Raw genomic sequence first — 20,076 nt, 5'->3', positions numbered from 1 at the left:
GGACCGACAATTTCAGGGGACCGGAGGTGCGCCATGAAGCGCTCGGCTCTCACTCCGGCGGCGGAAAAGGTGCTCGACGTCGCTGGACGGCTCTTCTACGAGAACGGGATCCATGCGGTCGGGGTGCAGTTGATCGCCCAGCGCGCCGGGGTCACGAAGAAGACCCTGTACGCGCGCTTCGGCTCCAAGGACAAACTGGTCGAGCAGTGCCTCGCCCGCCGCGACGAGCGCTGGCGCGAGCACGTCGCGAAGACACTCGACCGCAACCCGCGCGATCCGCCCATCCGCCGCTTGCTGCGCGTGTTCGACGCGCTCGACGCTTGGATGGCGCTCGAGAACCACCGTGGCTGCGGCTTCGTCAACGCTCATGCCGAGCTGCCCGACGGCGCGCACCCGGGGCGGCATGTCATCGGCGCGAACAAGATCTGGATGCTCACCTGCCTGCGCTCGTTGGCGGGCGAAGCCGGTGCCCGCGACCCGCGGCGGCTGGCGTATTCGCTGCTCATCTTGATGGAGGGCGCCACGGTGACCGCTTCGCTCGGCGTCGTGCCCGGCGCGGTGGCACACGCCAAAACGGTCGCCAAGGTGCTCATCGAAGACGCTTGTTAAGCCATCGCGTCGACGGCGGCGCGCAGCCGGTCCGGGGTCAGGGCGGCGTACCCGAGCACGAGGCCGGGGAAGAGCCTGCCGGTCGCGTAGCTCGCCAGGCTCGGAGCGTTGATGCCGCGTCCGGCCAGCTCGCGGCTGAGCTGCACGTCGTTGGTGCCGTCAGGGAGCCGGACGACGACGTGCAGTCCTGCGGCGATGCCGATCGGCCGCCACCCGGGAAACCGGCTGCTCAGCGCGTCGAGCAGCGCGTCGCGGCGCTGCCGGTAGAGCCGCCGTGTCCGCCGGAGATGGCGGTCGTAGCCACCCGAGCGCAGCATCCTGGCGAGCGCGGCCTGCGGCAGCGGTGCGCAGCCGAGGTCGTGGGTGTACTTCGCCGCGACGATCTCCTGCCGCAGGTCCGGCGGGAGCACCAGCCACCCGATCCGCAGCGCGGGCGCGAGCACCTTGCTGACGCTTCCGAGGTACACGACCCGGTCGGGATCGAGCGCACGGACGGCGCCCAGCGCGGGCCGGTCGTAGCGGTGCTCGGCGTCGTAGTCGTCCTCGACGATGAGCCCATCGGTCTCCCGCGCCCACGCGAGCAGCGCGCGTCGGCGTTCCGGGTCGAGCGGCACGCCCAGCGGGAACTGGTGCGCCGCGGTCGTCATCACCGTGGCGCAGTCCGATGTGGACAGCAGGTCCGGCTGGATGCCGTGGTCGTCCACCGGGATCCCGATCGGCCGGAGTCCTTGCGCGGCAAGGAGTTCCGCTTGCCCGCGATGGCTGGGGTCCTCGACGGCGATCCGGCGCTGGCCGCGGGCGTGCAGTGTCTTGGCGAGCAGGCTCAACGCCTCCGCGGCGCCGTTGGTGATCACGATGTCGCCAGCCGTCGCGGGGAGCGCCCGCACCCGGCCGAGGTAGCTCGCGAGTTCGGCGCGGAGCCCGGGATGCCCGGCAGGATCGGGGTAGCCGAGCGCCCGGTCCGGCTCCGCGGCGAGCACCTCCCGTTCGTAGGACAGCCACTCGGCGCGGGGGAACGCGGACAGCGCGGGCAGCCCGGGCCTGAGGTCGAACTCCCAGGTGGGCGCCGGTTCTTCGGCGGCCTGACCACTGGGTTCTGGCTGGTCTAGCGTGGCCACGGTCGTGCCTGAGCCGTGCTTGCTGAGCAGGTACCCCTCGGCGACGAGCTGCTCGTACAGCGCGGTGATGGTGCCCCTGGACAGTCCGAGCTGCCCGGCGAGATCGCGGCTCGACGGCAGCCGCGTCCCCGCGGCGAGCACGCCGGAGCGCACGGCTTCCCGGAGCGCGGACTCGACCGCCTTGCCCCGCCTGCCGCCCGTCGCGGCCGGGAGCAGAAGCTCACGCAAAGTGGTCCACTCAGTACCCATCAATGCTGACCCTACTCTTGGACCACCTGGGGTCGTGAGTGTTTAGACCGGTTAGAACCGGCCGCAGCACTCACGACCCTGGCAAAGTCCGGGCCCAGGTTTCGACGGCGGCCAGGTGTGCGGCGGACATGCCTTCGCGGGGATTCACCGGGATCAGCTCGGTCGGGAGAGGCGCGCGTTTGGCCAGGAAGGCGTCCCGCGGCGCCGGATAGAGATCGAAATCGTCGTCCAGCCAGACGAGCGGGCGCTCGTACGCATAGCGCGCGACGGCTGGGTACTTCCACGACGAGGACGCGCCCGCGAAGGTGATCACCGGCAGCGAGGGCAGCCCGATCGCGGGGCCGATCATGGTGTTCGCCCGGTGCTCCCAGGTGGTCGCCCAAGCCATTTCGAGACCCGTGCGCTCGGCGAGTGCGAGCAGATCAGGGCCATGATCGGGGTTCAGCCACATGCGCAACGGTGTGCGCCTGCTCCACCCGGACAGGCGGAACCGGTGCTCGGTGAACCCCGCCGGGCGCGCGCCGGGTGGCGCCGCGAACGGGTTCAGCGGGCCGTCGATGTCGAGCAGGAGGAGCGGGCGCAAGTCAGCGGGCGGTCTCGCGGGCCGACGGGCTGGGTGCGTCCTCGGAAGCGATCCAGCTGGCGAGCAGGCGCAGGCCGTTCTCGGACTCGGAACCGGGGTCGGCCGTGTAGATCACGATGCCCTGGTCGAGGTCGCCCTGCAGCCGCATCGTCTCGTAGTTCAGCCGGAGCTCACCGACGACGGGGTTGTTGATCACCTTGACGCCGCTGGCCTTCTCGCGCACCGACTGCCCGGCCCACAGCTTGCGGAAATCCGCGCTGTGCATGGAAAGTTCGCCGACCAGCTGGGCCAGGCGCGGGTCGTCCGGGTACTTGCCGACCTCCGAGCGCAGGTTCGCGACGACCTCCTTGGCGACCGCTTCCCATTCGGGGTGCAGGTCGCGGGCGGCCTCGTCGAAGAAGAACGCCTTGGGGATGTTGCGCTCGCCCGAAGCGAAGTCGAAGCCGATCGCGGCGCCGAGCGCGTTCCAGGCGAGCACGTCCATATAGCGGCCGAAGATGAACGCCGGCGCCTGGATCGTGTCGAGCAGCAGCTGCAGCTCGGGGCGGACGCGTTGCGGCTTGGGCTTGGTGGCGCGCCCGCGTTTCGGGGTCGCGAGGTTGGTGAGGTACCTCTCCTCATCCGCGTGCAGGCGCAGCGCGCGGGCGAGCGACTCGAGCACGGCGGGGGACACGTTGCGGGCGCGGCCCTGTTCGAGCCGCGTGTAGTAGTCGACGCTGATGCCCGCCAGCTGGGCCAGCTCCTCGCGGCGCAGCCCGGCCACGCGACGCTGGGTGACGCCTTGGGGCAGGCCCAGCTCGGCGGGGTCGAGCGCCGCGCGGCGTGCCTTGAGGAAATCACCCAGTTCTTTCATGGCTCCGAGTATTCAGGAAACGACGGCCGCCTGCCTGGTACTGACAGACCCAGGTTGACTGTGACCTGGTCCGGGTCCGCCGCGCGGCCCAAAGTCGGTGGCATGAAACGACGAATTCTCGGTGGTACCGGCATCTCCGTCAGTGAGTACGCGTTCGGCGCGATGATGCTGGGCAAATGGGGCAATCCGGATCATGAGGACGGCGTCCACATGCTGCACGCCGCGATCGACGGCGGCATCAACTTCATCGACACCGCGGACATGTACTCCGACGGCGAGAACGAGCGCATCGTCGGCAAGGCGCTCAAGGGCCGCCGCGACGACGTGGTGCTCGCGACCAAGGGGCACTTCCAGATGGGCCCGGACGCCAACCACGGCGGCAACTCGCGGCGCTGGCTGACCCGTGCGCTCGACGACAGTCTGCGCAGGCTCGACACGGATTACGTTGACCTGTACCAGATCCACCGGCCGGACGCGACGACCGACATCGAGGAGACGCTGTCCGTGCTGACCGACTTCGTGCGGGCGGGCAAGGTGCGCGCGGTCGGCTCTTCGGTGTTCCCGGCCGAGCAGATCGTTGAAGCGCAATGGGTTTCGGAGAAGCGCGGGCTCGTGCGGTTCCGCACCGAGCAGCCGCCGTACTCGATCTTCAACCGTGCCATCGAATCCGCCGTGCTGCCGACGGCCCAGAAGTACGGGATGGGCGTGCTCACCTGGAGCCCGCTGGCCAGTGGCTGGCTCTCCGGCCGGTACGACAAAGCGTCCGATGTGGACATTAATGAGGGCCGGAAGGCGTTGCAGCAGCACAAGTTCGACCCGTCGCTGCCGGAGAACGCGATCAAGCTGGAGGTGGTCGCCGAGCTGAAGAAGCTGGCGAGCGACCTCGGGCGCCCGCTGACCCATCTCGCGCTCGCGTTCGTGCGCGCGCACCCCGGCGTGACGTCCGCGATCATCGGCCCGCGCACCCAGGAGCAGCTCGCCGACCTGCTCGAAGGCGCTGATCTGGAACTCGGCGGCGACGTGCTCGACCGGATCGACGAGATCGTGCCGCCCGGCACCGACCTCAACCGTCTCGACGCCGACTACACACCGCCGGCGCTGGCGGACAAGGCGTTGCGCCGCCGCTAAGTGGTCCATTTTCCGGCACGCCAACTGGCACTGACACCTCGACCACTCGACAGGCCAGGCTGGTCGCATGACGCCTGCCGCACGAGGACTGCTCGCCGGGATCTCCGCCGCGGTGATCGTCGGGGGATCGGTGCCCGTGACCGGCCTGCTCGACGCGTATCCGCTGCTCACCGGCCAAGCGCTGCGCTACGCGCTCGGCGGGGTGCTGCTGCTCGGGTACGCGTGGCTCAGGGGCATCCGGCTGCCGCTGCCCGGCCTCAAGGATCTGCCGATCTTGGTCGCACTGGGGGTGACCGGGATGGTCGGGTTCCAGGCCTGCCTGCTGCTCGCGCAGCGGTACGCGGAACCGGGGCTGGTCGCGGCGCTGCTCGGCGGCAGCCCGCTGGTGCTGGCGCTCGTGACGCCGGTGCTCGAACGCAGGCGTCCGGCCGCGGCGCCCGTGGCGGGCGCCGTGCTCGCCGCCGCCGGGATCGTGGTGCTCGCCGGTGGCGGCGCCAGCCACGGTCCCGGCCTGGCGCTGGCGGTGCTCGCGATGCTGTGCGAGGCGTCGTTCACGCTGCTCGCGGCCGTGCTGGTGCGGCGGATGGGGCCGCTCGGCACGGCCGCGTGCAGCTGCCTGACCGCCGCGCTCGGCGCCGCGGTGCTGGGCACCTTCATCGGTGGCTGGCGGGTGCCGGACGGCCGCGAACTCGCCGCGCTGCTGGTGCTCGCCGTGATCGTCACCGCGCTGGCGTTCTGTCTCTGGTACTTCGCGGTGTCGCAGCTGGGCGCGGATCGCGCGGGCCTGCTGATCGGGCTGATGCCCGCGTCGGGCCTGGCGGTCGCGCTCATCCTTGGCACACAAGGGTTCCGGCCGGCCCAGCTGGTCGGCGTCGCGCTGGTCTCGCTCGGGGTCGTGAGTGGTATGGCCGGTTCTAACCGGCCATACCACTCACGACCTCAGTTGCCGCCGCGTGCCATCCGGAGCACGTCGAGTGCCTCGTCCAGCTGAGCTTCGGTGAGCTTGCCGCTGGCGACGTGGCCGCGTTCCAGCACGACCTCGCGGATCGTCTTGAGTTCCTTGAGCGCCTGCTTCGCGACGGCGGCGGCCTCTTCGTAGCCGATGTACTTGTTGAGCGGCGTGACGATCGACGGCGAGCCCTCGGCGTACGTGCGCGTGCGGTCGGTGTTGACGGTGATGCCCGCGAACACCTTGTCCGCCAGCAGGCGCGAGACGGCCGAGAGCAGCCGCGCCGACTCGAGCACGTTGCGCGCGATCACCGGCAGGTTCACGTTGAGCTGGAAGTTGCCCGCCGCGCCCGCGAACGCGACGGCCGCGTCGTTGCCGATGACCTGGGCGACGACCTGCAGCGTGGCCTCCGGGATGACCGGGTTGACCTTGCCGGGCATGATCGACGAACCCGGCTGCAGGTCGGGCAGCGCGATCTCGGCGAGGCCGGTGCGCGGGCCGGAACCCAGCCAGCGCAGGTCGTTCGCGATCTTGTTCAGCGACACCGCGACCGTGCGCAGGTGCCCGGAGGTCTCGACCACGCTGTCCTGCGTCGCCTGCGCCTCGAAGTGGTCGCGTGCCTCGGTCAGCGGCAACCCGGTGACCGAAGCCAGTTCCAGCGCGACCGCGGTGCCGAAGCCGTCGGGCGCGTTGAGGCCGGAGCCGACCGCGGTGCCGCCGATCGGCAGCTCGCCCAGCCTGGGCAGGCCGGAGCGCAGCCGCTCGATGCCGAAGCGGACCTGCGAGGCCCAGGCGCCCGCCTCCTGGCCGAGGGTGATCGGCACGGCGTCCATCAGGTGCGTGCGGCCGGACTTCACGACATCGGCCCACTCCGTGGCCCGCGCTTCGATCGTCGACGCGAGGTGCTCGAGCGCCGGGATGACGTCGCTCAGCACGGCCTCGGTCGCGGCGACGTGGATGGTCGTCGGGAAGGTGTCGTTCGACGACTGGGAGGCGTTGACGTGGTCGTTCGGGTGCACGTCGCGGCCCAGCGCGCGGGACGCGAGCGTCGCGATGACCTCGTTGGCGTTCATGTTCGACGAGGTGCCGGACCCGGTCTGGAACACGTCGATCGGGAAATGCGCGTCGTGGCGGCCTTCGGCGACCTCGTCCGCGGCGGCGGCGATCGCCTCGGCGACGTCGGCGTCGAGCACGCCGAGCTTCGCGTTGACCCGCGCGGCGGCCGCCTTGAGCAGGCCGAGCGCGCGGATCTGGGCGCGCTCCAGGCCCCGGCCGGAGATGGGGAAGTTCTCGACGGCGCGCTGCGTCTGTGCCCGGTAGAGGGCGTCGGCGGGCACCCGCACCTCGCCCATCGTGTCGTGCTCGATCCGGTAGTCCTGTTCAGCCATGACACAAGTTTCGCGCAAGTTAGGGGGCGGTGCGTGGTGGCCTTGAGCACCCCTAGCCACTATAGGATTGCCGTGTTCTCGATCACAGCGCCGACCACCACTGGCTGAGAGGGGCACACCCATGCCCACGGGGGATCCTTTCGACATCCTGATCGTCGGCGCCGGGCCGACCGGGCTGTTCGCCGCCTACTACGCGGGGTTCCGCGGACTGTCCACGGCGATCGTGGACTCGCTGCCGGAGGCGGGCGGGCAGGTCACCGCGATGTACCCGGAGAAGATGATCTACGACGTCGGCGGCTTCCCCGCGGTCCGCGGCCGTGACCTCGTGCAGGGCCTAGTCGACCAGGCGGCGCCGTGGAAGCCGACGTACCTGCTCGGGCGCAAGGCCGAGACGGTCACCGAGAACGGCGACGGCTTCGACGTCGTGCTCGACGGCGGCGAGATCGTGAAGGCCAGGTCGATCCTGATCAGCGCGGGCATCGGCGAGTTCACCCCGCGCCCGCTCCCGGCGGGTGACGGCTGGCTCGGCCGCGGCATGGTGCACTTCGTGCCCTCGCTGCAGGCGCACGCCGGGCAGCACGTGGTCGTGGTCGGCGGCGGCGACTCGGCGTTCGACTGGGTGCTCGCGCTGCACCCGGTGGCGGCGAGCGTGACACTGGTCCATCGGCGCGCCAAGTTCCGCGCGGCCGAGTCGATCGTGCGCGAGGCGCAGGCGCTGGGCGTCCGGATCATCACCGACGCCGAGGTCACCAAGTTCATCGACGTCGACGGAGCGCTCGACTCGGTGGAGATCGCGGTCAAGGGCGCCGAGCCGGTCGTGCTGCCCGCGCAGTCGGTGGTCGCGGCGCTGGGCTTCACGGCGGACCTCGGGCCGATCGAAAGCTGGGGCCTGGAGATCGACCACCGCGCGGTCGCGGTGGACTCGACCATGGCGACGGCGCGGGATCGCGTCTACGCGGCTGGCGACGTCGCGTCCTACCCGGGCAAGGTGAAGCTGATCGCGACCGGCTTCGGCGAGGCGGCGACGGCGGTCAACAACATCGCGGTCAAGCTCGACCCCGAAGCCCACCTCTTCCCGGGGCACTCGTCCAACGCCGAGTAAGGACTCGTGAGTGTTGCGGCCGGTTAGAACCGGTCTAAACACTCACGACCCTCCCTCGCCCGCCCGGGATAAAGCGGGCTTTATCCCGCCCCCGGACGCCCGAGTGCGGGACACGAGGTACCCGAGCGCGGGACACGGCGTGCCTGAGCGCGGGACACGCGATGCCGGAGTGCGGGACACGCGGTGCCGGGGTGTGGGACACGGCCAGGCGGCGTGTCGACCTCTCGGGCACCTCGTGTCCCACGCTGGGGTAGGTCGTGTCCCACGGTCCGGTGGGGTGTGGTGACCACTCCGGTATCCCGTGTTGCCGGGCGGGGTGGGGTGGGGATAAAGCGGGCTTTATGCCGGGCGCGGGGGTGCCTCGGCGGTGGGGGTCGTGAGTGTTGCGGCCGGTTCTAACCGGCCAAAACACTCACGAGTCTTTACGGGGCGGGCGGGGTGATCTTCTGCTTGATCCAGTCCGCGTAGGCGACCGCCGAGGACGTGATCGACGGGGCCGTCGCGCAGATCGGGTCCCCGTTGCCGGGGCGGCTGATGACGCCCAGTAGCACCCAGGCGCCGTCGACGTTCGCGACCTGCGAGCCGCCGGAGTCGCCGTAGCAGGTGCCCTTGTCGCCGCCGGGATTCTCGACGCACAGCTCGTGGTCGAGGTCGAAGGCGGCCGTGCAGGACGTTGCCTCGACGATCGTGGCGTCCAGCTGCTGCAGCTTCGCCGGTGTCGGCGCGCAGCTCAGCGTCGGGCAGGTCTGGCCCCAGCCGAGCAGGCGGGTCGGCGTGCCGGGCACGGTGACCGCGCCGAGCGTGACCGGCGCGGCGAGCACCGGCTTGTCGAGGCGGACCAGCGCCACGTCGCCGCCTGCGACCGCGTTGTAATCGGGGTGGATGACGAACTCGACCGGCTGCGCGATCTCGCCGCCCTGCGTCGCGTCGAGGCTGCCGACGCGGGCGCTGAGCACCTCGGGGTTCTTGCCGTCCACGCAGTGCGCGGCGGTCAGCACCCAGGTCGGCGCGACCAGCGAACCCGAGCAGAACAGCTTGCCAGAGGCCCGCAGCAACGCCACGGCGAACGGATAGGCCTGGTCGGCCTCACCACCGCCGACGATGTCCGGCTGCGCCGCCGAGGCGGGCTGCACCAGGCCGACTGCTGCGACGAGAGCGAGAAGGAGTGCCAGCGCACGCTTCTTCATGAAACAGGGTCTCCTAAGGCAGTGGCGGGACGATGGCCTCATCGCCCGGCACCGCGTCGAGGTGGCCGTCGAAGTCGATGGAAGCGTACGCGCGCAGCTTGTTCAAGCGGTGATAACCGTCGATCAACCGCACGGTTCCGGACTTCGAGCGCATCACGATCGACTGGGTCGTCGCGCCGCCGGAGCGGTAGTGCACGCCGCGCAGCAGGTCGCCGTCGGTGACGCCGGTGGCGCAGAAGAAAACGTTTTCGCCGGTCACGAGGTCGTCGGTGAACAGGATCCGGTCGAGATCGTGGCCGGCGTCCAGCGCCTTCTGCCGCTCGGCCTCGTCCTTCGGCCACAGGCGGCCCTGCAGCTCGCCGCCGAGGCACTTCATCGCGGCGGCCGCGATGATGCCCTCCGGCGTGCCGCCGATGCCGATCAGCATGTCGACGCCGGTGGTCGGCCGCGCGGCCGCGATCGCGCCCGCGACGTCGCCGTCGGAGATGAAGCGGATCCTGGCGCCCGCGTCGCGGACCTCCTTGACGATCTGCTCGTGCCGCGGCCGGTCGAGGATGCAGACGGTGACGTCGGACACGCCGCTGTGCTTGGCCTTGGCGACCCGGCGGATGTTCTCTGCGATCGGCGCCGACAGGTCCACCAGCCCGGCTGCCTCGGGGCCGACGGCGAGCTTTTCCATGTAGAACACCGCGGACGGGTCGAACATCGCGCCGCGCTCGGCGACCGCGAGCACCGCCAGCGCGTTCGGCATGCCCTTGGCCATCAGCGTGGTGCCGTCGATCGGGTCGACCGCCACGTCGCACGCGGGCCCGTCGCCGTTGCCGACCTCTTCGCCGTTGTACAGCATGGGCGCTTCGTCCTTCTCGCCCTCGCCGATCACCACGACGCCGTTCATCGAGACCGTGCTGATCAGCTGGCGCATGGCGTCGACGGCCGCGCCGTCGCCGCCGAGCTTGTCGCCCTTGCCGACCCACCTGCCCGCGGCCATCGCCGCGGCCTCCGTGACCCGCACCAGCTCCATCGCGAGGTTGCGGTCGGGGAGTTCCTTGGTCGTGCTGGCTTCGTTGCCGCTGGACATGCCTTGCCTCCGGGTTCACCGTGCTCGGGGGGATCCCAGTCTCTCAGATACCGGCCGGATCCCCGCATGGCGAAGGTCACTCGGAGTCGTCGTCACCTTCCTCGACCGACGCCAGCGCGGTCTCGATCCGCTCGCGCGCGCCTTCGAGGTGGTGTTCGCAGATCTTCGCAAGCCGTTCGCCCTTTTCCCACAGCGCAAGGGATTCCTCGAGCGACTTGCCGCCTGCTTCCAGCTCGCGGACCACCTCGACCAGCTGGTCGCGGGCTTGCTCGTAGCCGAGTTCTGCATTGCTCACGCGTTCGGGCTCCTGTGCTTCGCGGTGTTCGCGCAGACTACCGCGCTGGCCATCGCGTGGTCGTAGCCGACGAAGGCACGCGCGAACTCGCTGCCGTCACCGTCCGCGATCGCGTCCTCGATCTCGGACTGCGCGCGGGCGACCTTGCGCCGATAGGCGGAACCTTCCGCCGCCCACCAGCGGGCACCGACGTGCTCCGAGGTCGCCGCCGACAGCTGCCGCAGCCGCGGACCGAGGTCGCGGCCCTGCGTGCAGCCCGCCAGCAGTGAGGTCCAGCAGTCGAGCGCGGCGTTGTTGGTCTCCAGCGCCTTGCGCAGCACCGCGGCCGCCTGCGCGGTGATGGCCGCGTCGACCGTGAGCGGGAGGAACGTGGTTTCCCGCACCCTTACTCGCTTTCCGGATCACCCTGGACGGCCGCCTTGGCCGCGCCGTCGGCGACGCGGATGCGAAGTTTCGCGCCGTCTTTGATTTCAGAGACCGATCGGAGCACGTGCGGGTTGCCTGCTTCGTCGTAAAACTGCACGACCGCGTAACCACGGGCCATCGTGGCGGCCGGGCCGAGCGCGGTGAGTCGCGCCCGGGCACTCGCCAGTGCCGCCTGTTCCCTCGAAAGTGTGGTGAGCACGGCGCGTCGGCCACGTTCCCGATGCATCTCGACGTCATCGGCGCGCCGGTCGATCGGGCCGAGCGGGTCGGCGAGCACCGGGCGGCTGCGCAGCTGGTTCAGCAGGCGGGCCTGGGTGTCGACCCAGCCGTGCAGCGCGCGGCGTCCCCGGTCCCGCATCTGCCGGACTCGCTGCGTTTCCTCACGGACGTCGGGCACGATCCGCTTGGCCGCGTCGGTCGGCGTCGACGCGCGCAGGTCGGCGACATGGTCGAGCAGCGGGGTGTCCGGCTCGTGGCCGATCGCGCTGACCACCGGCGTGCCCGCGGCGGAGACCGCGCGGCACAACGCCTCGTCGGAGAACGGCAGCAGGTCCTCGACGCTGCCGCCGCCACGCGCGATCACGATCACCTCGACATCGGGGTCTTTGTCCAATGTGGACAAAGCCTTGATGATCTGCGGCACCGCGGTCGGGCCCTGCACGGCCGTGTTGACGACCTTGAACGCGACATGCGGCCACCGGGCCTGCGCGTTGACCAGCACGTCGTGCTCCGCCGCGGAGGCGCGGCCGGTGATGAGCCCGATCCCCTTGGGGAGAAAGGGAAGTTTGCGCTTGCGCTGCGCGGAGAACAGGCCCTCGGCGGCGAGCAGCTTGCGCAGCCGTTCGATGCGGGCGAGCAGCTCGCCGATGCCGACGGCGCGGATTTCGGTGGCACGCAGGCTGATCGTGCCCCGGCCGAGGAAGAACGCCGGTTTCGCGAAGACGACCACGCTCGCGCCTTCACGCAGCGGCGGCTCGACCGTGCGCAGCAGCCCGGTCGGACAGGTGACCGTCATCGACACGTCCGCCGACGGGTCGCGCAGCGTCAGGAACGCCGTCGAGGTGCCCGGCCGTGCCGAGATCTGGGTGACCTGTCCTTCGACCCACACCGCGCCGAGGCGGTGCACCCAATCGCCGATCTTGCGCGCGACCGTGCGGACCGGCCAGGGGTTTTCCGCGGTGGTTTCGCTCACTGGCCTTCTTCGTCGCCGGTCTTGTGGACGTTGCCGATGCGGCGCGCGAGCATGCCGATGAACGACGCGCGCGCCTCGTGGGTGTGCTCGTACGCGAGGATCTCTTCCAGCTGCTCCAGCGACAGCTGACGCAGGCGGGCGCGCAATTGCGGCAGGGTGAGCTCGTCGTAGCCGGCGATGCCCGCGGGCCCCTCGGCGCTGTCGTTCTCACCGTCGCGGTGGTCCTCGGCGAGCGCGCGCTCCTCCTCGGCCCACGGATCAGGTGACTCGTCGAACTCGGGTAGTGGCTGAGCGTGACCGTTGGTCTCCGGGCGCGGCGCCGGGACGTCGACGTCCTCGTCGAAGGTCGCCCAGCTCGGGGTGTCTTCGACCGGGCGCAGCGCGGACAGCGCGTCGTCGCCCTTGATCGCCAGCTCGGTGACGTGCTGCTGGACGCGCATGGAGAACTGCAGCACCTGGCTCACGGCCGTGACCGGCAGGCCCAGCAGCTGCTTGGGAAGTTCACGAACCCGCTCGGCGGTGGTGACGGCGAGGCCCGCGGCGACCCGGAGGGGGAGCGGGAGTGGCTTCATCCCCCTAGCCTGCCGCATCTACGCCATCCTGCCCAACCGAATGGGTGTGTCGGGGGCACGGACGTGACTCCGCGCACACGAAGTGAGCCCGTACCCTAGAGGTCATGAGCTCCTCAAGCCCCGGAATCGAGCCCGCAGGCACCGTCGACGTCCCGCGCGCCGACGGGCGCAAAAGGGTGCTCCTGGCCAAGCCGCGCGGCTACTGCGCCGGCGTCGACCGCGCGGTGATCGCGGTCGAGAAGGCACTCGAGCTGTACGGACCGCCGGTCTACGTGCGCAAGGAGATCGTGCACAACCGGCACGTGGTCGAGACGCTGCGCGAGCGCGGCGCGATCTTCGTCGACGAGACCACCGAGGTGCCCGAGGGCGCGCTGGTCGTGTTCTCCGCGCACGGCGTCTCGCCGATGGTGCACGCCGAGGCCGCCGAGCGGAACCTGAAGACGATCGACGCCACCTGCCCGCTGGTCACCAAGGTGCACAAGGAAGTCAACCGGTTCGCCAAGGACGACTACGACATCCTGCTGATCGGCCACGAGGGCCACGAAGAGGTCGAGGGCACGGCGGGCGAGGCGCCCGAGCACGTGCAGCTGGTGGACACCGCCGAGGACGTCGACAAGGTCACCGTGCGCGACCCGTCGAAGGTCATCTGGCTGTCCCAGACCACGCTTTCGGTCGACGAGACCATGGAGCGGGTCGACCAGCTCCGCGACCGGTTCCCCGGCTTGGCCGACCCGCCGAGCGACGACATCTGCTACGCCACGACCAACCGCCAGGTCGCGGTCAAGGCGATGGCGGCCGAGTGCGACCTGGTGATCGTGGTCGGCTCGCAGAACTCGTCCAACTCGAAGCGCCTGGTCGAGGTCGCGCTCAAGGCCGGGGCCCGCGCCTCGCACCTGGTCGACTTCTCGCACGAGGTCGACGAGGCGTGGCTCGAGGGTGTCACCACGGTCGGCGTCACCAGCGGCGCCTCGGTGCCCGAGGTGCTGGTGATGGACCTGCTCGCGTGGCTCGACAAGCACGGGTACTCCGACGTCGACGAGGTCACCACGGCCAACGAGAAGATCGCCTTCGCGCTGCCCCCGGAGATCCGGCGCGCCGAAAAGGCCAAGTAAGCACCACACAAAGGGCCCCCTTGGAACGCTCAACGTTCCAAGGGGGCCCTTTGTGTGGTCCTAGTCCTCGTCCCAGGGGCGGCGCTGCGGCGGCTCGCGCCGGGGCGCGCGACGCGGCGGGTTGTCGCCCCGGGGTGGTTCGGCGCGCGGGGTGCGGCGCCGGGGTGGCGGGGTGTCGCCGCGAGGCTCGCGACGGCGGGGCGGCTCGTCGCCGTCACGGGGCGCGCGCGGACGCTGGCGGGGTTCTTCGCGGGGCGTGCGGCGTCGAGGCGCGGCGTCGTCGGCCGGGCGCGGGCGGCGCACGGGCGCGGAGCCGGTCTCCGAAGCCGGGCGGCGCGGGCGGCGTTCCGGCGTCTTCGCGGCGCCCGCCGGGACGCGGGAGGCGGCGGTGTTGCGCGCGGGGCGCTCCTCGTCGTCGTCGCGCTTGGCGGGCTTGGTGCCCTTCTTGACCTTGACTCCGGCGTCCGGGTCGCGCTCGCGGAAGATCCGGAAGATCCCGATCGCCAGCGTCACGCCGGTGGTGATGGCCATCGTGGGGAACCCGTCGATCAGCGGGCGGCCGATCTTGAGCGCCTTCGACAGCATGTCGGTGTCCTGGGACAGGTCGGCGGCCAGCAGCACCACACCCGGCACGGTCACGGCCAGCACCAGCGGCGGCTGCACCATCGGCCCGAACAGCCCGCGGCGCTGCACGGCGCACACGGCGGCGACGGCGCCTAGGCAGTAGCAAGCCTGGAACAGCAGGGTCAGGTGCCCTTGCAGCTTCTGGTCGATGAAGGCGCCGAGGACGGCCATGCCGAAACCGACCAGCACCGCCCCCCACCAGGGCAGACCGCGCCGGTCGCTGATGATGGGACGCTCGTCCCACGGAACGGGGATGTCGTCGGCATCAGGATCGCTCTGGCGATCGCGTATCGCGGTCACAAGTCCACACCGTATCCCCTGGTTGTGAAGATCCTGCTAGCACTCCTTCCTGGTTGGGTAACACCCCTGCCGGATTCACTCCTTGGTGAGGCTGACCAGCGGTCAGCCGGTGAGTTCGTCGGGACGCCGGATCTGGGTGACCGGGGCTGGGGCCGCCGCCGCGTCGGTGAGCGGGCCGACCGTGGAGCGGAAGGTCTCGAGGGCGTCGAGTTCGCGGCGGCGGGCCGAGAGGAAACGCTGGAGGTGGGTGCTGGACAGGTTGACGGCGTCCACCGCGTTGCCGGCGGCGCGGTGCGCGGCGGCGGCGCCCGCGCGGACCTGCTCGACGTCCTCGAGCAGCGCGCGGTCGCTGGCCGCGAACAGGGCCGCCGAGGCCAGCACGGCGAAGCCGGTCGGGCCGCAGACGAAGACGCGGCGGTCGAGCATCCAGCGCAGCAGCTCGGGGTCGGTGTCGAGCGCGGCGACCACGGCCGCGTCCGACGGCACGAACATGATCGTGCCGTAGATGGCGTCCGCCCAGCGCTGATAGCCCTTGCCGGCCAGCTCGGCGGCGCGCGAGCGCAGGTGCCGGACGTGCACCCGCAGCGCGTCGAGCCGCTCGTCCGGGTTGTCGGTCTCGACCGCCTCGGCCCAGCAGGCCATCGAGGCCTTGGCGTCGACCGGCACGCTCCGGCCGCCGCCGACGTGCAGCACCATGTCCGGCTTGACCGAGCCGCCGCCCGCCAGGTCCGTCTGCAGCGTGAAGTGCAGCTCCTCGCGCAGGCCGAGCGCACGCGCCGTCTCCAGCAGCACCTGCTCGCCCAGCTCGCCGCGCCCGCTGATCGACGCGAACGCCACCTCGTACCGGCGCAGTGACAGCTGCTGCTCGTTCGCGCGGGCGCGCTCGGCCTCGACCTGCTTGGCCGCCGCGTCCGCCCGCCGCATGCCGTCGTTGTAGAGCCGCCACAGCAACGCGACCGCCACCGCCAGCAGCACCGCGACCACGACCGCGGCCGTGGTAAACACCGTCACCCGAAAACAACTCCCATCCGTGTCCGACCGCCTACGCATCATGGCGCAGCCCACCGACAAAACCTGGCCGACACTCCGGCGTAGCACATGATGTGGGGGACACGCGGGTGCCCGCCTCCCACATGTTGTCGCTCCGGCCGCTTACCGTGATGCCCGTGAGATTGCTGCACACCTCCGACTGGCACATCGGCCGCACCTTCCACGGCGCCGATCTGCTCGCCGAGCAGCAGGCCGTCCTCGAGCATCTCGCGGAGGTCGTCGCCGACGAGCGGGTCGACGTCGTGCTCGTCGCGGGTGACGTCTACGACCGCGCTGTCCCGTCGGCGGAAGCGGTCCGTGTCGCGGCGCAGGCGCTCGCGAGGCTGCACGAGGCCGGGGCGCAGATCGTTCTCACGCCAGGGAACCACGACTCCGCCGCGCGGCTCGGCGCGTTCGCCGAGTTCGCCAGGGCGGGCGGGCTGCACCTGTGCAGCACCATCGCCGGGCTGCACGAGCCGGTGCTGCTCGAAGACGAGCACGGCCCGGTCGCGCTGTACGGAATCCCTTACCTGGAGCCGGATCCGGCGCGCAACGCGCTCGGCATCGAGGCCAAGGGACACGTCGCCGTGCTCTCCGAAGCCATGCGCCGCATCAAAGAAGACCTTCAGGCAAGGGAAAACACCCGATCCGTCGTGCTCGCGCACGCGTTCGTCATCGGCGGCGAGTGCAGTGATTCCGAGCGCCCCATCTCCGTCGGCACGGTCGAGCACGTGCCCGGCGCGATCTTCGACGGCATCGACTACGTCGCGCTGGGACACCTGCACGGCCCGCAGGTGCTCGCCGAGCACCTGCGGTATTCCGGCAGCCCGCTGGCGTACTCGTTTTCCGAAGCGCGGCACCGCAAATCCGTCTGGCTGATCGACTTCAACGCCGATGGTCTGCGCGAGGTCCGGCGGCACGAGCTGCCCGTCCCGCGCAAGCTCGCCACCACCACCGGGGAGCTCGCGGACTTGCTGGTGAACCCCGAGCTCGAGGATCTCGTCGAGTGCTACCTGTCGGTCACGCTGACCGACCGCGTCCGCCCGATCGACGCCATGCGCAAGCTCAAAGAGCGTTTCCCGCACGCGGTCCACCTCGACTGGCAGCCAGAGGGCGGCGGCATCGGCTCGGTGCTGAAGTACGCCGAAGCCGTCAAAAACCGGACGGATGAGGAGATCGCCCGGAATTTCCTCGACGACTGCCGTGGCGCGCCTCCCAACGAGAGGGAGCAAGGCCTGTTACGGATGGCCATGGACGCTTCGGGCAGAGGAGAGTCGTAATGAGGCTGCACCGGCTGGAGGTCACCGCCTTCGGCCCGTATGCCGGGCGCGAGGTAGTCGACTTCGACGTGCTCGGCGCCGATGGCCTCTTCCTGCTGCACGGCGACACCGGCGCGGGCAAGACCACCTTGCTCGACGCGGTCGCCTTCGCGCTGTTCAACTCCGTGCCCGGCGCGCGCGGCGAGACCAAGCGGCTGCGCTGCGATCTCGCGGACCCCGACCAGGTCACCGAGGTGGCGCTGGAGCTGACCGTCCAGGGCCAGCGCCTGCGCATCGTCCGCAACCCCGAGTACCTCCGCCCGAAGCGCCGGGGCGACGGTTTCACCAAGCAGCAGGCCAAGGTGTCGCTGACCTGGGTCGGCGCCGCGCCGAGCGGCTACGCGGCGGACGGCGTCACCCGCAACGACGAGGTCGCCAGGACCGTCGAGCGGCTGCTCGGCATGAACCACAAGCAGTTCTTCCAGGTGGTACTGCTGCCGCAGGGCGAGTTCGCCCGGTTCCTGCGCGCCGACACCGCCGAGCGCGAGGACCTGCTGGAACGGCTTTTCAGCACCGAGCGCTTCGGCGACATCGAGCGCTGGTTCGTGAACCTGCGCACCGAGCGGTTCCAGGAGCTGCAGAAACAACGGCAGGCCACACAGAACTGGGTGACCCGGTTCGCCCAGGTCGCCAAGGCCGAGGCGCCGGAAGACGAGCAGATCGACTGGGTCGCGGGCATCTGCCTCGACGCCGTCTCGCAGGTCGAAGCCGCCAAGCTGGCCGAGTACCAGGTGCGCGGGGTCCGTGAGAAGGCGGAGGCCGTCCTCGACGAGCGCAAGGCGATGGCCGAACGCGTCCGCCGGGTCAAGTCCGCGCACGCCAAGCTGGCCGAGCTGGCCGCCGGTGCGGGCCAGCGGGAGTTGTGGCGCGCCGAGGTCGCGGCGGCGAAACGGGCCGCCGGGGTCGCGGATGCCGCCATCCAGCTGCGCAAGCGCGTCGATCAGCTGACTCAGTCCCGTCGTCTCGAGCAGGTCCAGGAGCGCGCGCTCGCGACGCTGCGCCAGGCCGCGACCGGGACCGCGGTCGAACTCCGCGCCACCGCGGGCGCGCTGCGCGAGGAGGCGGGCACGCTCGCCGGTCTCGTCGCGGAAGCCGAGCAGCAGCGCCAGGATCGCGTGCGTGTCAGCGAACTCGCGGACGCCGCGCGGTACGCGGGCAAGCGCGTGGAGGAGCTCACCGGCAAGATCGAGGAGCTTCCCGCGCGGCTGGAACGCTTGCGTGGCAAGGCGAACGACGCTCTCGCGGCCGAAGCGAAGCTCGACGGATTGCGCCTGACCGCCGAAGAACTCGCCAAGGCGTTGCGGGACGCGGAAGAGCTTCCGGGTGCGCAGAAGTCCTTGGCCGCAGCCGAATCCGCCTTGCGTGAAGCTGTCGACGCACACCAGCACGCCCGCGAGCACCGGCAGAATCTGCGCGAGCGGCGGCTCGACGGCATGGCGGCCGAACTCGCCGCCGATCTGGTGCCGGGCCAGGCCTGCGCGGTGTGCGGGTCCGCCGAGCACCCCGCGCCTGCGATGCCGATGCTGGCCTTGGTCGAAGAGAAGCAGGAGAAGGCCGCCGAAGACGCCGAGAAGCGTGCTGAAGCCGCTCGCGAGCGAGCGCAGCTCGCGAAGCTTGACGCGGAGAAACTCGTTGCGGCGCTTGAAGAACGCTTACGTGGCCGCACCCGCGAAGACCTCGCGGCCGAGGTCGCGGCCGCCCGCGCCGAGCTGACTTCGGTGTCCGAGCTGGCGGCGCAGCGCGCGCGATGGGAACGCGAAACGCGGCAGGCCGAGGCCGAGTCAGGGCAGCTCGCCGATCAGCTGAACCAGGCCGAGCAAGACCTGGTGAAGGCCGAAACCGGCCAGAACTCGCTGGCCGAGCAGATCGCCGAGCGCGACCGGCGGCTGGAGGTGGCCCGCGGCGAGCACGCGGACGTCGGCGCCCGGCGTGCGCACCTCCTGGCCGTGGTCAGCGCGCTGGACGCGCTGGCCGAGGCCAGGACGGCCGTCGCGACCGCCGAGCGTGAGTGCGAGGAACAGCGCGAGGCCGTCGACGCCGCGTTGCGCCAGGCCGAGTTCGCCACGCTCGAAGAGGCACAGGCCGCGGCCAAGCCCGCCCAGGTCGTCGCGGACCTCGAAGCCCGGCTCACCGCCGCGCAGACCGAAGAGGCGCACGTGCGGTCCGTGCTCGCCGAACCCGAGCTGGCCGGCGTCGAGCCCGACGCCGTGGTCGACCTGGAATCCGCGATGGACGCCGCCCGCCGCGCACGGGCCGAAGCCGAGATCGCCGTCTCCACGCTCCAGGCCGCCGAGCTGCGGTCGCGGGAATTGTCGGACCTCGCGGGCAAGATGAGTGAGGCGATGACGGAGCTGGCACCGGTGGAGGAGGAGTTCGCAGAGCTCAAGGCCCTGACCGAGGTGGTCAACGGCCGCGGTCAGAACGCGCGCAAGATGTCGCTGCGCTCGTACGTGCTCGCCGCGCGCCTGGAGGAGGTCGCGCTCGCGGCCACCTTCCGCCTGAGCACGATGAGCCAGGGCCGCTACTCGTTCGTGCACTCGGACGCCGCGGGGTCGCGTGGCACCCGTGGAGGACTGGGTCTCGACGTGCTCGACGACTACTCGGGCACCGTCCGCCCCGCCAAGACCTTGTCGGGCGGCGAGTCCTTCCTGGCCTCGCTCGCGCTGGCACTCGGCCTCGCGGACGTCGTGGCCGCCGAGACGGGCGGAGCGCTTCTCGACACCCTGTTCGTCGACGAAGGTTTCGGCACCCTGGACGCCGAAACACTCGACATCGTCATGAACGTGCTCGACGAGCTGCGGGCGGGTGGCCGGGTCGTCGGCCTCGTGTCCCACGTGGAGGAACTCCGGCACCGGATCCCCACGCGCCTGCGCGTCCGCAAGGCCCGGACCGGCTCCACCTTGGAAATCCAGACCGCCTGAACCCCATGGAGTCGTGACTTCTCAAGTACGCTTTGGCTCTCC

19 protein-coding genes are annotated in these 20,076 nt (G+C 70.8%); 7 read left to right on the top strand and 12 right to left on the bottom strand.

Features of this window, described 5'->3' with window-relative positions:
- The first annotated feature begins 33 nt into the window (after positions 1-33).
- Positions 34-609, top strand: a complete 576-nt coding sequence (locus BLV57_RS17615; RefSeq protein ID WP_091289892.1) for a TetR/AcrR family transcriptional regulator — start codon at positions 34-36, stop codon at positions 607-609.
- Here the strand turns inward: BLV57_RS17615 and pdxR are convergent.
- From pdxR to BLV57_RS17600, 3 genes are all read right to left on the bottom strand, one after another.
- Complete coding sequence (gene pdxR, locus BLV57_RS17610) at positions 606-1,976, bottom strand: MocR-like pyridoxine biosynthesis transcription factor PdxR (protein WP_091289889.1); 1,371 nt, start codon at positions 1,974-1,976, stop codon at positions 606-608. The two genes, BLV57_RS17615 and pdxR, sit on opposite strands and share 4 nt — an antisense overlap.
- Before the next feature lie 70 nt (positions 1,977-2,046).
- A complete protein-coding gene (locus BLV57_RS17605; protein WP_091289887.1) occupies positions 2,047-2,559 on the bottom strand; it encodes an HAD domain-containing protein in 513 nt (170 codons plus the stop codon).
- A gap of 1 nt (position 2,560) precedes the next feature.
- A complete protein-coding gene (locus tag BLV57_RS17600) occupies positions 2,561-3,412 on the bottom strand; it encodes a helix-turn-helix transcriptional regulator (protein WP_091289885.1) in 852 nt (283 codons plus the stop codon).
- Positions 3,413-3,514: 102 nt separating this feature from the next.
- On the opposite strand from BLV57_RS17600, the gene BLV57_RS17595 reads away from it, so the two are divergent.
- Positions 3,515-4,540 carry an aldo/keto reductase gene (locus BLV57_RS17595; protein WP_091290463.1) on the top strand — a complete coding sequence of 342 codons (1,026 nt, stop codon included), beginning with the start codon at positions 3,515-3,517 and terminating at the stop codon, positions 4,538-4,540.
- A 67-nt stretch (positions 4,541-4,607) separates the two neighbouring features.
- Entirely contained in the window at positions 4,608-5,531 is a 924-nt protein-coding gene (locus BLV57_RS17590; protein ID WP_091289883.1) for a DMT family transporter, read from the top strand.
- Here BLV57_RS17590 and BLV57_RS17585 read toward each other — a convergent pair.
- The gene (locus BLV57_RS17585) at positions 5,480-6,877 is read right to left on the bottom strand and encodes a class II fumarate hydratase (RefSeq protein ID WP_091289881.1); all 1,398 of its coding nucleotides are present in this window, start codon (positions 6,875-6,877) and stop codon (positions 5,480-5,482) included. The genes BLV57_RS17590 and BLV57_RS17585 overlap by 52 nt on opposite strands.
- A 121-nt stretch (positions 6,878-6,998) precedes the next feature.
- On the opposite strand from BLV57_RS17585, the gene BLV57_RS17580 reads away from it, so the two are divergent.
- Positions 6,999-7,979, top strand: a complete 981-nt coding sequence (locus tag BLV57_RS17580) for an NAD(P)/FAD-dependent oxidoreductase (RefSeq protein WP_176968661.1) — start codon at positions 6,999-7,001, stop codon at positions 7,977-7,979.
- A 422-nt stretch (positions 7,980-8,401) separates the two neighbouring features.
- Here the strand turns inward: BLV57_RS17580 and BLV57_RS17575 are convergent, their stop codons facing one another.
- From BLV57_RS17575 to BLV57_RS17550, 6 genes are all read right to left on the bottom strand, one after another.
- A complete protein-coding gene (locus tag BLV57_RS17575; RefSeq protein ID WP_091289879.1) occupies positions 8,402-9,166 on the bottom strand; it encodes a S1 family peptidase in 765 nt (254 codons plus the stop codon).
- Positions 9,167-9,179: 13 nt separating this feature from the next.
- Positions 9,180-10,244, bottom strand: a complete 1,065-nt coding sequence (glpX, locus tag BLV57_RS17570; protein ID WP_176968660.1) for a class II fructose-bisphosphatase — start codon at positions 10,242-10,244, stop codon at positions 9,180-9,182.
- 76 nt (positions 10,245-10,320) lie between these two features.
- Positions 10,321-10,539: an exodeoxyribonuclease VII small subunit gene (locus BLV57_RS17565; protein ID WP_091289877.1), complete on the bottom strand. Its 219-nt coding sequence runs from the start codon at positions 10,537-10,539 to the stop codon at positions 10,321-10,323.
- Positions 10,536-10,922 (bottom strand): hypothetical protein, encoded by a 387-nt coding sequence (locus tag BLV57_RS17560; RefSeq protein WP_176968659.1) that lies wholly within the window; start codon positions 10,920-10,922, stop codon positions 10,536-10,538. Before BLV57_RS17560 ends, BLV57_RS17565 begins: the two co-directional genes overlap by 4 nt.
- Positions 10,923-10,924: 2 nt before the next feature.
- Entirely contained in the window at positions 10,925-12,157 is a 1,233-nt protein-coding gene (gene xseA, locus BLV57_RS17555; RefSeq protein WP_091289874.1) for an exodeoxyribonuclease VII large subunit, read from the bottom strand.
- Complete coding sequence (locus BLV57_RS17550) at positions 12,154-12,729, bottom strand: lipid droplet-associated protein (RefSeq protein ID WP_091289872.1); 576 nt, start codon at positions 12,727-12,729, stop codon at positions 12,154-12,156. The genes xseA and BLV57_RS17550 overlap by 4 nt, the downstream gene beginning before the upstream one ends.
- 104 nt (positions 12,730-12,833) lie before the next feature.
- On the opposite strand from BLV57_RS17550, the gene BLV57_RS17545 reads away from it, so the two are divergent.
- On the top strand, positions 12,834-13,841 hold the full coding sequence (locus tag BLV57_RS17545; protein WP_176968658.1) for a 4-hydroxy-3-methylbut-2-enyl diphosphate reductase: 1,008 nt from the start codon (positions 12,834-12,836) through the stop codon (positions 13,839-13,841).
- Between the two features lie 60 nt (positions 13,842-13,901).
- On the opposite strand, the gene BLV57_RS17540 is transcribed toward BLV57_RS17545, so the two are convergent.
- Complete coding sequence (locus BLV57_RS17540) at positions 13,902-14,765, bottom strand: DUF6542 domain-containing protein (RefSeq protein ID WP_091289870.1); 864 nt, start codon at positions 14,763-14,765, stop codon at positions 13,902-13,904.
- 102 nt (positions 14,766-14,867) lie between these two features.
- Positions 14,868-15,815 carry a DNA recombination protein RmuC gene (gene rmuC / locus BLV57_RS17535; protein WP_091290458.1) on the bottom strand — a complete coding sequence of 316 codons (948 nt, stop codon included), beginning with the start codon at positions 15,813-15,815 and terminating at the stop codon, positions 14,868-14,870.
- A gap of 116 nt (positions 15,816-15,931) precedes the next feature.
- On the opposite strand from rmuC, the gene BLV57_RS17530 reads away from it, so the two are divergent.
- Together BLV57_RS17530 and BLV57_RS17525 are read left to right on the top strand one after the other, a co-directional pair.
- Entirely contained in the window at positions 15,932-17,074 is a 1,143-nt protein-coding gene (locus BLV57_RS17530; protein WP_091290457.1) for an exonuclease SbcCD subunit D, read from the top strand.
- The gene (locus tag BLV57_RS17525; RefSeq protein ID WP_091289868.1) at positions 17,074-20,034 is read left to right on the top strand and encodes an AAA family ATPase; all 2,961 of its coding nucleotides are present in this window, start codon (positions 17,074-17,076) and stop codon (positions 20,032-20,034) included. Before BLV57_RS17530 ends, BLV57_RS17525 begins: the two co-directional genes overlap by 1 nt.
- Positions 20,035-20,076 lie beyond the last annotated feature (42 nt).

It is taken from the genome of Amycolatopsis xylanica, from assembly GCF_900107045.1.
In the GTDB taxonomy this organism is placed as follows: domain Bacteria; phylum Actinomycetota; class Actinomycetes; order Mycobacteriales; family Pseudonocardiaceae; genus Amycolatopsis; species Amycolatopsis xylanica.
This window is presented reverse-complemented; position numbering and strand designations above follow the sequence as displayed.

What these genes read in the sequence shown, in the direction of transcription:
- BLV57_RS17600 (WP_091289885.1), bottom strand. Translation starts at nt 3,412, where the DNA reads ATGAAAGAACTGGGTGATTTCCTCAAGGCACGCCGCGCGGCGCTCGAC.
- rmuC (WP_091290458.1), bottom strand. Translation starts at nt 15,815, where the DNA reads ATGCGTAGGCGGTCGGACACGGATGGGAGTTGTTTTCGGGTGACGGTG.
- BLV57_RS17575 (WP_091289879.1), bottom strand. Translation starts at nt 9,166, where the DNA reads ATGAAGAAGCGTGCGCTGGCACTCCTTCTCGCTCTCGTCGCAGCAGTC.
- glpX (WP_176968660.1), bottom strand. Translation starts at nt 10,244, where the DNA reads ATGTCCAGCGGCAACGAAGCCAGCACGACCAAGGAACTCCCCGACCGC.
- pdxR (WP_091289889.1), bottom strand. Translation starts at nt 1,976, where the DNA reads ATGGGTACTGAGTGGACCACTTTGCGTGAGCTTCTGCTCCCGGCCGCG.
- BLV57_RS17550 (WP_091289872.1), bottom strand. Translation starts at nt 12,729, where the DNA reads ATGAAGCCACTCCCGCTCCCCCTCCGGGTCGCCGCGGGCCTCGCCGTC.
- BLV57_RS17595 (WP_091290463.1), top strand. Translation starts at nt 3,515, where the DNA reads ATGAAACGACGAATTCTCGGTGGTACCGGCATCTCCGTCAGTGAGTAC.
- BLV57_RS17590 (WP_091289883.1), top strand. Translation starts at nt 4,608, where the DNA reads ATGACGCCTGCCGCACGAGGACTGCTCGCCGGGATCTCCGCCGCGGTG.
- BLV57_RS17585 (WP_091289881.1), bottom strand. Translation starts at nt 6,877, where the DNA reads ATGGCTGAACAGGACTACCGGATCGAGCACGACACGATGGGCGAGGTG.
- BLV57_RS17580 (WP_176968661.1), top strand. Translation starts at nt 6,999, where the DNA reads ATGCCCACGGGGGATCCTTTCGACATCCTGATCGTCGGCGCCGGGCCG.
- BLV57_RS17615 (WP_091289892.1), top strand. Translation starts at nt 34, where the DNA reads ATGAAGCGCTCGGCTCTCACTCCGGCGGCGGAAAAGGTGCTCGACGTC.
- BLV57_RS17545 (WP_176968658.1), top strand. Translation starts at nt 12,834, where the DNA reads ATGAGCTCCTCAAGCCCCGGAATCGAGCCCGCAGGCACCGTCGACGTC.
- BLV57_RS17525 (WP_091289868.1), top strand. Translation starts at nt 17,074, where the DNA reads ATGAGGCTGCACCGGCTGGAGGTCACCGCCTTCGGCCCGTATGCCGGG.